General features: G+C 51.5%; 13 protein-coding genes, 1 pseudogene and 1 riboswitch. Of the genes and pseudogenes, 10 read left to right on the forward strand and 4 right to left on the reverse strand.

Features of this window, described 5'->3' with window-relative positions; translation table 11 throughout:
• The 9 genes from E1H13_RS15165 (at position 1) to E1H13_RS15205 (ending at position 8,650) form a co-directional block, all read left to right on the forward strand.
• Entirely contained in the window at positions 1-1,311 is a 1,311-nt protein-coding gene (locus tag E1H13_RS15165) for a Y-family DNA polymerase (protein ID WP_169614260.1), read from the forward strand.
• A gap of 130 nt (positions 1,312-1,441) precedes the next feature.
• A complete protein-coding gene (locus E1H13_RS15170) occupies positions 1,442-2,422 on the forward strand; it encodes a hypothetical protein (protein WP_240966654.1) in 981 nt (326 codons plus the stop codon).
• 4 nt (positions 2,423-2,426) lie between these two features.
• The gene (locus E1H13_RS28315) at positions 2,427-3,593 is read left to right on the forward strand and encodes an HNH endonuclease domain-containing protein (protein WP_169614262.1); all 1,167 of its coding nucleotides are present in this window, start codon (positions 2,427-2,429) and stop codon (positions 3,591-3,593) included.
• 626 nt (positions 3,594-4,219) lie between these two features.
• Entirely contained in the window at positions 4,220-5,248 is a 1,029-nt protein-coding gene (locus E1H13_RS15180; RefSeq protein WP_169614263.1) for a DM9 repeat-containing protein, read from the forward strand.
• A gap of 177 nt (positions 5,249-5,425) precedes the next feature.
• The gene (locus E1H13_RS15185; protein WP_169614264.1) at positions 5,426-6,208 is read left to right on the forward strand and encodes a thermonuclease family protein; all 783 of its coding nucleotides are present in this window, start codon (positions 5,426-5,428) and stop codon (positions 6,206-6,208) included.
• Between the two features lie 86 nt (positions 6,209-6,294).
• Positions 6,295-6,831 carry a PsbP-related protein gene (locus E1H13_RS15190; protein WP_169614265.1) on the forward strand — a complete coding sequence of 179 codons (537 nt, stop codon included), beginning with the start codon at positions 6,295-6,297 and terminating at the stop codon, positions 6,829-6,831.
• A 112-nt stretch (positions 6,832-6,943) separates the two neighbouring features.
• A complete protein-coding gene (locus tag E1H13_RS15195) occupies positions 6,944-7,501 on the forward strand; it encodes an NUDIX hydrolase (protein WP_169614266.1) in 558 nt (185 codons plus the stop codon).
• Positions 7,502-7,569: 68 nt separating this feature from the next.
• Positions 7,570-8,232 carry a DUF305 domain-containing protein gene (locus tag E1H13_RS15200; protein ID WP_206070544.1) on the forward strand — a complete coding sequence of 221 codons (663 nt, stop codon included), beginning with the start codon at positions 7,570-7,572 and terminating at the stop codon, positions 8,230-8,232.
• A gap of 85 nt (positions 8,233-8,317) precedes the next feature.
• A complete protein-coding gene (locus tag E1H13_RS15205) occupies positions 8,318-8,650 on the forward strand; it encodes a hypothetical protein (protein ID WP_169614267.1) in 333 nt (110 codons plus the stop codon).
• A 715-nt stretch (positions 8,651-9,365) separates the two neighbouring features.
• Here the strand turns inward: E1H13_RS15205 and E1H13_RS15210 are convergent.
• The 3 genes from E1H13_RS15210 to E1H13_RS15220 form a co-directional block, all read right to left on the reverse strand.
• Positions 9,366-10,295, reverse strand: a complete 930-nt coding sequence (locus tag E1H13_RS15210; protein ID WP_169614268.1) for a toll/interleukin-1 receptor domain-containing protein — start codon at positions 10,293-10,295, stop codon at positions 9,366-9,368.
• A gap of 198 nt (positions 10,296-10,493) precedes the next feature.
• A complete protein-coding gene (locus E1H13_RS15215) occupies positions 10,494-10,667 on the reverse strand; it encodes a DUF4278 domain-containing protein (protein WP_169614269.1) in 174 nt (57 codons plus the stop codon).
• A 29-nt stretch (positions 10,668-10,696) separates the two neighbouring features.
• Positions 10,697-10,754, reverse strand: a riboswitch (Glutamine riboswitch).
• Positions 10,755-10,881: 127 nt separating this feature from the next.
• Positions 10,882-11,067, reverse strand: coding sequence for a DUF2949 domain-containing protein (locus E1H13_RS15220; protein ID WP_169614270.1), 186 nt, complete (start codon positions 11,065-11,067; stop codon positions 10,882-10,884).
• Positions 11,068-11,211: 144 nt separating this feature from the next.
• Here E1H13_RS15220 and E1H13_RS15225 point away from each other — a divergent pair, with 144 nt between their 5' ends.
• Entirely contained in the window at positions 11,212-11,439 is a 228-nt protein-coding gene (locus tag E1H13_RS15225; protein WP_206070546.1) for a hypothetical protein, read from the forward strand.
• 54 nt (positions 11,440-11,493) lie between these two features.
• Here the strand turns inward: E1H13_RS15225 and E1H13_RS15230 are convergent.
• A pseudogene (locus E1H13_RS15230) lies at positions 11,494-11,993 on the reverse strand (hypothetical protein); the annotation flags it as partial.

Below are 11,993 nucleotides of genomic sequence, written 5' to 3' on the forward strand. Positions count from 1 at the left end.
ATGTTTGCCCTGGTCGATTGCAACAGTTTTTTCGCCTCCTGTGAGAAGGTCTTTCGCCCCGACCTGGACGGTAAGCCAGTGGCGGTGTTGTCTAACAACGATGGCTGTATTGTGGCGCGATCGCCCGAAGCCAAACCACTGATCCCGATGCAGGCCACCCTGTACTCGGTGCAAGACCTGGTGAAGCATGGCAAGCTGCATGTGTTCTCCTCCAACCCGGTGCTCTACAAAGACATGTCCCGCCGGGTAATTCAGACCTTGAAGCACTTCAGCCCCGAGGTGGAACAATACTCCATCGATGAAGCCTTTCTGGGCCTGCATGGGTTCACTAAAGCCGACCTCACTGACTACGGCCACAAGGTTCACACCACGGTCAAGCAGTGGACCGGTATCCCCGTATCGGTGGGCATCGCCAAAACAAAAACCTTGGCGAAGCTAGCGGCCCATGGGGCCAAACGTTACCCAAACCTGAATGGGGTACTGGACTTTGGCACCCTGGCGGACCCAGACGCGGTACTGGCCAACATCGATGTGGGGGAGGTGTGGGGCATTGGCCGCAACCTTAAAGCTAAGCTCAACAGCATGGGTATCAAGACCGTGCTCCAGCTGAAGCAAGCGGATGAGCGCCTGATTAAAAAGACGTTCGGCATCCTGGGCCTGAGAACAGTGCTGGAGTTGCGCGGCACCGCCTGTTTCCCGATGGAGCCCGTCGCCGCCCCCGTCACCATGCGGATTGTATCCCGCTCCTTTGGCCACCTGGTCACAGAGCTTTCGGACATCAAAGAGGCGGTGGCCACCTACACCACCCGCTGTGCCGAAAAGCTGAGGGCCGATGGTCTATTAGCGGGGCACTTCACAGTCACCATTCGCACCAGCTACTACCGGGCCGAGAACCAATACGCCGCCGCTCGCTCAGTACAGCTGGACCCACCCACCCATGACACCGCTGTGCTGATTTATGAGGCCATGCAACTGGCTGAAGCCGCCTTTACCCCCGGCTATGAGTACCTGAAAGCCAAAGTAATCGCCACGGACCTAACCCCGGTGGGAGAGGTGCAGGGCAGCTTGTTTGCCGCCCCGGTGGATACCGAGAAGCGCGACAAGCTAATGCAGACCATGGATAGCCTCAACCGCAAGCTCTGTCCTGATGCAGTCAAGTTTGGGGCTCTGGGCCTGAAGCCCACCTGGGCCATGCGGTCAGACTATTTCTCCCAGCGCTACACCACCCACTGGGGGGAACTACCGACGGTGAAGGTTTGGCAAATGGTAAAGCCAACCTCAACAAGACTGTCCTGTAAGCCAGTCCGATGAAGCCCAGTCACAATCTGGGAAACCTAGACTGAAGCCTTTCAGTCTCAGTCGTCCACCGACTTCGGGCAAACACCACCCCCTAGCTATAATTCAGGCCACCTCTCGCTTCGGACTTATGCCACTCTTTACGTTGAAAGACAAACAAATCGCCGCTGTTAGCAGCACTCAATTTGGTGCAGAAGGCATCCAGGAACGGACTGACTTACAAGCTGCCCTGCGGGATAACATCAACGTGATTTCGCCCGATACGATGGTGCTCTCTGAAGAATTCTCAGGCTGGACAGAGGGAGCACGGCGGATCGACCTCCTAGGCATCGACAAGCAGGCTAACCTGGTGGTAATTGAACTCAAGCGCGATGAAACTGGGGCTCATATGGAACTACAGTCTCTGCGCTATGCCGCCATGGTTTCGACGCTAACCTTTAAGCGAGCCATCGAGATTCATCAGCAGTACCTTGATAAGCGGGGCATTGAGAAAGACGCCGAAGAAGAAATCTTGGGGTTCCTAGGATGGAGTGATCCCCAAGAGGAGCAGTTCCCTACAGATGTCAGGATCGTGCTGGCCTCGGCCAACTTCTCAAAAGAGCTGACCACTGCCGTCATGTGGCTGAATGAAAGAGACCTCGATATTCGCTGTGTCCGCCTTCAGCCCTACAAACTGGGGGATGAGCTGCTGCTAGACATTGAGCAGATTATCCCCCTGCCAGAGGCGGAGGAATATCAGGTGAGGATTCGAGAGCAGGCAGAGGCGCAAAGAGCTGCCGCCCGTTCTAGTCGAGATACTACGCAATATGAGTTCCTGGGCCAGGTATACAACAAACGTAATCTGGTACTGGCCGTAGTCACTCACTATCTTCAGGAGCATCCCCAAGCCAGCTTGGTTGAGCTGAAACAGGTGTTTCCAGACTCCCTCCACAGGGCTTTTGGGGTGGTGGCTCCAAAGGCGAAAGCTTTAGAGAAAGGCCAAAAGCGCTATTTCCTGAGTGAGAGCCAAGTTTTGCAGACAGGGGATGGGCAAACCGTTGCGGTCTGCAACCAGTGGGGCATCGGCAACATTGGTCCTTTCCTCGACATTGCCAAACAGCTTGGCTATGACATAACCGCGCAATAAGCCAGTGTTAGCCTCCGATAAAGTCATCAGCACCATCCTCAAGCACGATACGAAAGTAACGAGTTACAAGATTGCGCTGCTGCGGGCCATCAACGACGTGGTGCTGACCTACCCTGACATCAGAACCTACCAGAGCGATGTCGCCGTTCCCCTGAAGCTGCTGGCCGAGTTCTGGATCGCCTACTACTGGCCTTTCGTGGACCCCAACGACCCCATCCAACAGGGGCAGAGAGCAAAGCGCCAGGGGCAGACCATCAACGACATGGCCTTCAGACCAGCCCTAACCGAACTGCGGCGACAGTGGGAGCAGGTAGTTGGGGGCCTCAAAAATCCCGCTGATGGCTTCTTCCTGATCAACGAACTGCGATGGTCAAAGACCGGCCTTGGGCCATCGCCTCGCAAACACCAGCGCTACCCCCGGCTACTGATCGAGGCTCACCAGGCTGCCATTACCGCGATCGCCAAAACCATTCAGATGCCCATCCGCTATGCTGGCCCCGGCGAGTGGAGCATCTTTGACAAGCCCCAACCTTTCAAGGCCATCTCCCCCAGAACAATAGCGGTCCCTGGTACAACCCCTAAAGACCGTTGCCTGGTAATTCCCCTCGACCTCTGGGCCACGTTCCGCCAGATGTCACTCTGGGTCGAAGCTCTCTGCATCCATGAATGGTGTCTATTCACCGGCAGAGTCAGTGACCATGACCGGGGCCACATCTATGGCCTGCTCACCTCTCGCCCCGACAACCGCCGCCCGCTGACCTGGGAACGCAACCAGATCGACATCTTGATCATGGAGGGCACCGCCTTTACCTGCCCCTGGACTGAGAAGCCCATCGCCCAGGGCACCCCCTACGACCTCGACCACATCTTGCCCATTGCGGTCTACCCAACTAATGAACTGTGGAACCTGGTACCGTCTGACCCTACCTTTAACTCGCATAAAAAGCGCGATCGGCTGCCCACGGCTGAGCGGTTGGCGGTGGCCACCCCGCATCTGGAGCAAACTTACCTGAGCTACGAAACCTCAAAGCCTTTGGTAGAGGTGCTGCGCGAGGATGTAGCACTGCGGTTTGCTACGGTTACAGCAGATGCTTTCCCAGAAAGTTTGGCCTTGGCCGTAACTGGATTGGTAGAAGAGGTGGCTGAGGCTAGAAACTTGGCAAGGTTCTAGAAAGGCGCCTTGACATACTTCCGCCAACTTCCGCACACTCAGTTGGAAGGGCAGAGAGTAGGGGCGATTTCCAACCTGGCTGAGCTGCACCAGGAATCGACCAGGGCAATCCTCAAGGCGCTAGAGGCACGATGGTGGCCGCTGCAATGACGGCTATGGAGAAGTTGTGGAAATTGAATAGCTAGTTTTTCTAGCTCTTTACATACTCTTTAAGTATTACATCCTTTACATAGAACTTATCTTGAGAATAGTAAATAAGATTTTCAAGATCGAATATGACTAAGTAAAAACGCTTATTTTGAATATGAGGGCAAATGCCTTTATTCTGTTAGGCATCAAACCTTTAAAGCTGTCCTCAAGGTTTTTCGAGAGTTAAATCGGTGCACTTATCGACAAAGAGATTCATCTGACTGAGTTGGAGATACACACTATTTAGATATCATTTACTCTATCATTAAAACTTAAAATCTTTCATTTAATCAGCTTTCCGATCATCTATTTTATATTTATTACGAAATAAGTAAATAAATTTCTTTTTTGAATCATTTAGATTATTGATTATCAAAACAGTCATCTTCTTGAATCGAAAGTTTGAATTTTAGTTTATGATTTTGAAGGGGTGTAACATGAGTGAAGATACCTCAAATAAAGGCTCTAATGATTTGTTGAATTTATTACTGGCAGGAGGAGGATTTATAGGAATTGCAGCGTTTATAACAGCATTGAGTGGATTTTTGCCAACAATAAATAGCATTTTAAATGATTCAAGAAATCATAAACCTCCCGAAGCTGTAATTACCGTTGATCAACCTCAATCCTCTAGCAGCAATAATATCTATGAAATTGTTGCTGGAACACCTTTAAAGCTTAACCCATACAGGTCAACCGATGGGGAGGGTTTGGGTAACTTAAGGTATAGCTGGTTAATAGATGGTAAGCAAAAGTCCGAAGATGAGATATTTTCTGCAATTCTACCCCAGAGAAGTGAGGTTTATACTATTGCGCTTAGAGTAAAGAATCGAAGAGGGGCACAGGATACGAAATCTATTAGTGTCCAAGTTTTAAGACCTGTTCTTTCTGACACCTCTACACCTATTCCAATCCAGTCTGAGGAGGCTACAATTGATTCGCAAGAATCACATCAAAGCAATTTCAAAATTCATGATTATTTCGAGTGGATTCGTATTTCTGACGGAATTGTTCCTGATGAAGCATTCGTTGCAGGACTAGAATACTCAAGAGAGACAAATAGCAATAATCCGCTTCATCTTTGTCGAGGAGAATATGCAGGCAGAAAAATTCCAGGGAAAGTCATTTCAGGAAAATGCAATATTCCTTTATATGGAATTGAGAACGGCGATATAGTCAATCGACAAGAAAGAATTTTGTCAAGATATGAAGTCTTAGTTCCTCAAAGTTCTCTTGCATGGATTGATCATGAGAGTGTGCCAACTGATTCTAATGGCCTTCCACTTAATGCAGTTTTTGCAGATGCACGAGATAAAACCTTGATTTGCCGTACTTTCTATGAACAATCTGGAAACAGTGGATATCATCCAGGAATCGTTGATCAAGAGATGGAACTATGTATTTTCCCTTGGGGAGGTGTAGCGGGCTATTTGAGAGACTATGAAGTTCTGGTAGTCAATCAGTAGCGCTCTCTGCATACCCAACGACTCTCGTGCTACGTTTCAATTTCCTCAATGAGTTTTCAGTGGTCTATGCAAAATAGGACTGGGTTTCCAACTGTTCAAAAGTTAACGAACTGAGCGTCACCTGAATGGTCAGCCGACCTTGAGTATTCTGGAATAGGTGGAATCAGGTCTAGCGTTATGAACCGTTGGTATCGTGCAGTCTTAGCAGCAGGATTAGCAGGGGCGATCGCAGTGGTGGGCTGCTCTGGCCCAACGGTGGTGGCTCCCGACCAGACTGTAACTGTGACCCCAGACCAGGGCCAGGTGACAGACCCCGCCCCCGCGTTGGCCGATGGCCGCTCCTTGAGCATCGCCAACCTCAACCTGCCGGTGGCCACCATTGTCTCTGTGGGCGATGGCGACACCCTGCGGATGGAGTACCAGGACGAAAATATCACCGTCCGCCTGGCCTGCATCGATGCGCCAGAGACTTCCCAAACCCCCTGGGGACCAGCCGCCACCGAACGTCTGCGTCAGCTCACCCCCCGAGGTTCCACCATTCAATTCCGTGAGGCCGACACCGACCGCTACGGGCGCATGGTGGCTGAGATCTACGCCAATGGCCAGAACATTAACCTCCAACTGGTGCGCGAGGGCCATGCCGTGGTCTATACCCAGTTCCTCCACCGTTGCCCCGACACCAGGGATGCCCTACTGGCCGCAGAAGAACAGGCCCGACAACAGCGATTGAACTACTGGAGCCAGGACAACCCAGTGATGCCCTGGGACTATCGGCGGGGAGATAGTTCAGAGTCCCCTAACCAGGACGCTTTACCTACCGCTGCAAGCAACGGCACACCCAGCCGTGCTCCAGTTACAGGCAGCTGTGAATGTCCCTATGACGTTGACGCTATCGGTCGTTCTTGCGGTGGCCGCTCCACCTATAGCCGTTCTGGGGGAGAGCGGGGGGAGTGTTATTGACGAGTCGCCCTAACCGAATGCTTGTCTGGACTTTTGAGTGCTAAGAGCACATCCCCGAAAAATAAACCATTGGAATTTACAGAGCGATGAAATACAAAATTCTACTAGCTTCTTCTCTGGCCTTCCTAGCGGTTCCTGCCCTCAGCACAGCAGCGCTACCCAGGCTAACCTCTGGGCAGAATGTCACCACAACGACCAAAGCAACAGTTACTACCCGGCGATTTTCCGTCAACTACCCAGATCACTGGATGGTCACTCAAATTAATAGTGACTATGTGATGATCTATAATCGGCCTCCTCTCGACGTGACTACAACTGATGAAACATCGCCCTATGAAATTAAGACTGATATAACTATTCAGCCTAACTCCCTTAGGGAAGCTATTTTAGGCTTTGGAAGTGAGCCGAACGATATACAGAGAATTGAGATAGTAACGGTCAATGGGAGGCCCGGATTAAGGATATGGCAAGAAAGTGAGGGCTGGGCCTTCTCTAATAGTCTTGCCACCTATATTCCTGTCAATGATCAAGAAATTGCTTCTATCGTTAGCTTCTACGAACGGGAGAATCAGGCAGCAGAGGAGACTATTATTCAGATGCACAACACATTAAGGCTTTTTTAGTCGATGGGTGCTAGGTACTTTAGCCGCCCTGGTGGTGCTGAACCCGTTTGCTACGTCTACGCTCAAGAGTGAGGCAGAGAGATTGTGATGCCTTGGACATTGCAAGAATGCTATGGACCCACAAAGCTGTATCCAATCCATTGCCGACCACACCCCCTTCGACCCAGCAGAGGCAGAGTCCATCGCCGCCACGCTGGCATTCCTGGATGAGCACGATCGCTGCTGGCAGCGGGACAACTACGTGGGACACCTCACTGCATCGGCCTGGGTAGTCAATCCTGCTAAATCCCATGTGCTGTTGACCCACCACCGCAAGTTTGACTGTTGGCTCCAGCTCGGCGGCCATGTGGATGAGGGGGACGACCATCTGCTGGCAGCGGCCCTGCGCGAGGCCAGGGAAGAATCGGGTATCCAGGCCATAGAGCCGCTACAGACCACCATCTTTGACATCGGCCACCACCCTATCCAAACTCCCAAAGAACCAACCCATGTGCATTACGACATTCGTTACCTGCTGCTGGCCAAGACGATGGAGTTTGTCGTGTCTGAGGAATCCAACGACCTGGCCTGGGTACCTCTAGCGGAGGTGGCCACCGTCAGCCGCTCAACGGCCCTACGAAGAATGGCCCACAAACTTATTATCGGTATTCCGCAGCCGCATAAATTATGATTACCCCTAGACTCTCCAGCTGAAGGGAGGTTCTAAACTAGGAACATACCTTCCTAGTGGGTAATCCCATGGAACTATCAACCCAATCTATTGCCGCGATCGCAGGGATTAGCGCTTTGACTGTTGGTGCGATCGCCATTCCCTTGCTCTCTTCATCGCCCAATGCCAACTTACTTCAGCAACCTAATCGCCCCGGTTGGCAAATGCCCATGCACCAACGAGGGGCAGGCCAAGGACATCATCAGCACATGATGCAGGCCAACAATGAGTTTGAGTTTTTGAGCCTGATGATTCCCCACCACGAGGAAGCCATTGATACCGCTCAACGAGTACTTGAGTACAGCGATCGCCCGGAGATGAAGGAATTTGCCCAGGACATCATCGACGTGCAAACCGCCGAAATTGAGCAGATGGAAGCCTGGTTGGATACATGGTACCCCGGTCAGGAAACCAACCAGACTTACTCTCCCATGATGCGCAACCTCAGCCAGCTGGAAGGAGATGACCTGGATCAGGCATTTCTAGAAGACATGATTATGCATCATATGGGTGCCGTAATGATGTCGCAACGTCTAGTGAATCACGGTCTAGTTGAACATGCAGAAGTTCAACCTTTCGCTCAGAACATTGCCAGTACCCAGCGTCAGGAAATCTGGCAAATGCAGGCATGGTTGCAAGACTGGTACGGTATTAGCAGTAGGCCTGGACCTATGCATCGAGGACAGCGTTAGCTGAGCTTATTGTCGCTGCTCGCAAGCCAATATCCAATATTATGAGCTGCGCCCCTCGTTTCTATGGCCACCGTTATCCCCATCTATGAAGCCCAAAGACATTGATACCCTTAGACAAAGGCTTCAAGTCTACAAACTACCGGATGAGCAGTGGCATTGGGAGACAGGGGACTACTGCTCTGAGGATGGACACCCCACACCAGAAGCGGCAGAAGCTGACTTTGAGGCCCAGATCGCCTTTCTAGTAATGGAGCGACAAAGCAACATTGACCTGCTAAGACAGCAACTTCAGATCTACGAGATCCCTGGCTATGGGTGGAGCTGGGAGGCAGGGGACTACTGCGCAGAGAGTGTACTGCCTTCACCAGCAGCAGCAGAAGCTGACTTTGAGGATCAGATCATGGCCCTCATGCAATAAGCCAGCATCAGTGTTCTGGGGGAGATAAACCACAACAACCTGGCACTGGCCAAGCGCATACCCCAGCCAAACTGGGCAACCTAGAGCGACTAGACATAATGCATCCCCCCACTGCGCCTTGAGTAGCCACAGTGGGGATTTTTTTATCGCCAACTAAAGGCCCCCAGCCAGAGCCAGGGGCAAAAGTGAAATTCTACTTAGGCACGATTATGTCGCTACAACAGCGCTCAGCGCAACAGCTGGACAGGGGCCTGGTCACATTTAGAACACCCTGCCAGCGACAGCACTGAAAATCTCTCAGGGCAAAGCGTTCAGTGGTAAGTGATGGCGGTCACCATTTACCCAAACGTTGTCCATGGGCAGGTCTGGCCCAACTTCTGGTGAACTTGGCACAAAACGGCTACCCCAATCCCCAGGTCTAAGGCATTCTAAGGATGGCGATAGCCGCTCCTTCAACTTATCTATAGCGAACTCCCTATAACTAAACCGCCCCTGGTGCCCCGGCACTGGGGGTTATTTAATGGACTTGCACCACAGGTATTACCTCTACGGGTGAGGTTGCGAAGTCGCTGTGACTGTTCAACAATCACGTCAACATCAGAACTAGAGGCACCCGAGGAGAAAAATTGCATCGCTGGGGGCTCCTGTATGGCTGACTGAGATACCGTGACATGATGCAGCTTATTAACCTTGGTAATCACAGGTCAGGATTTAGCTAAGGCTGGCTATCAAGGGTCCAGCCGTAGGTCTGGTTCACCTCATAACACTCATGGTTAAAGGTGTTATGGGCGGTGCGGACGAACTCTCCGCCGAAAATGATACCCACGGGCACACTCTGACCATCGGGGGTGGTAAAGGCGATGCCGTTAGCCTCCATGGCCTCAAACCCATCCAGCATGCCAAAGATATTGCGACAGGCAGCTTCTAGATTTGCCTCTGCTTCCTGCTGGCGCTGAACGGCTAGGTTCCGCTGTTGCAGGGCAACGCCTGCCGACCCCAAGGCTACCAGCAGCAGGGTCGATAGGGTACCCACTAGCACTCGTTGGCGGTAACGGGCGGAACGACGACTGGCAACAATGTACTCTCCATGATGATCCGTTGGTTGGGGAGGGGTACCCGTGCTGGCTTGTAGTAACCACTGTTCAGCAAACGCTAGATCCTTGCCTCGTAGTAGGAAGCTGGCGTTACGGCTGTGCTGCTCCCATTCCAGCGATCGCACCAGTAGGCGGGCATGGGTACGGGCTTGTTCCAGATCAGTATTTAGGGTGTCTATTAGGGTTTGAAGGACGGAATCAAAGTCATCTACAGGCCGGGAAAAAAGCCAGTTCAGCTGCGCCAGGGCCGGATGCACCTGCCCGGCATCGAAGCCATCTCTGCATACGATGGGCACAAGTCGTTTTCGACATTGGACGGCATGGTCAATTTCCCGGCGGCAAACCTCAGAGGACACAGAGTCCGGGCTGATCACAAAAATGCAGGTGTGGGCTGCCTCAATGCCCGATTCAATTTCCCTCCACCAGGCAGAAGTAGGCGGGATATCTTCCCAATCCACCCAGGTATCGTATTGGCTTTGGGTCAGAGACTGATGGAGGGTCTGAACAAACGCTTTGTCCTTACGGGAATAGGAAATAAAAATATCAGCCATGAAAGTATTTATTAAGACTAACAATAAACACAATATGGCTCAATATGTGCAACTTTGGTCATCATCTCTTAGAAGTCTATGGCTAGAAGCATAGGGCATTTCAGAAAATATTCAACTCAACAAGAAGACCCCTCTCCGATCAGGAAAGGGGTCACACATACATTATCTTCTCACTTATACAGGGGAACAGTCAGCGGTCTAAAGAACAGCAGCACCGCGATACTTCAGACCATCAATGTGAGCTTCAGGATGTTCATCCGTACAAACGTGGCGCACCACAAAAGCGCCCCGATAGCGTCCAATCACTTCTTCTGAAACATGCACTTCAGGAGTAGCTGCTTCGTAGCTGATTCCACGATACTTGAGAGTCATAATGTCGCCTCGCTTTGAAGAGTAACAGAGGCGCGTTCCTTCAGGGGGTTTCCCTTACTTCCGTCTCTTTGTAGAGAGATGAACGTTTTTCGTATCTGTAGTTATTGTTACCGTTTTGTCTTGACCCGTCAATGGGTCGGTGTCATGGTTTGCTGAGGTGTCCAGGGCGCAATTGATCAGTCTGGAGCAGCGCTAAAGCCAATGTCTCCAAGGCTCAGGCGGTTTCTAGCCAGTCAAAAATCTGCCCCAGCTGATGAGTCGTGACCAACCCATATTGGTAAAGCACCATCGGCAGCAGGTTGGGGGCATCCTTGGACTGTCGTAGGCCCAACTCAATGGATTTGGCGGATAATGCCAACTGCCCCTGAAGAAACTCCAGGAGTCGTTCGTGTTTACTCATAGCGGTAGTGAAATAGTTACTCGGGATTGTAGGTTAAAAGACTAAAGCTCGCCATAGTCTTTATTGATACGTAATAGGTAGTCATCTAGCCCACTGGGGATAACTGAGAGTGATCCTCCCACCCCAAGGGGGGCCACTGTGGCCATGCAGACTGTAACCGAAATTATCGCCTTCCCTGACTGGATTGTGGCTGTCACCCACCACCGTTCCACCGGCTTTTGCTGCTGGGTAATCACTCCTGAACTAGCTGCCCTAACCGATGGCGAAACCCACCCCACCAGCCAGGAGGCCCTGGAGGCTGGCCGCAGTCTGGTGGACTGCTCTACCGGGCCACCGATTGACTTTAGCCGCTGTCGTCTTTACCAGGACTAGGGATTGGCTAATGCTGGCCTGGGCTCCTACGCTGAACTCAAGCGGGCCTAACGCTCATAGCTTCTCTAGCCACTTCTGGAGAGCAAACAATACCCAAGCTTCCAGATAATCGTTACTGTTTTCGATACCTAAAAGCCGCTGAGAATAGTTTTTTACCTGTACAGGGGTGTTAGAGCGATGGCTGAGGTTATGAAGCAAGGATTGCCTTGGCCACTTCCTTTTAGGAAGAGTGTCCCATTCTTCTTGCAAGCGCATCTTTCCTAACCCATCAGGTACATGACCAACATGCGTCAACGTTCCCTCATTAAGCCAAAGCCGCAATCGACCTACCCTCGCAGGTTTATTTGAGCTGCTCCAGTCCGTTGGCAGCGGTAGCCATAAAAATAAAACGGGTCGCTGCTGGCTTCGGTTAAAGCAAATTTCCGCACACAGCTTGGTTTTGCCGGTGCCGTACTGGATGCTTTTAGCTTCAACCCTCAATACTGTTCGGATAAACAGAATTTCAGTATATTTGCACTGTTCTGACAGAGCAGGTGTATGGTGCAACTCAAGGA

The sequence above is a fragment of the Nodosilinea sp. P-1105 genome (assembly GCF_012911975.1).
Lineage (GTDB): Bacteria > Cyanobacteriota > Cyanobacteriia > Phormidesmidales > Phormidesmidaceae > Nodosilinea.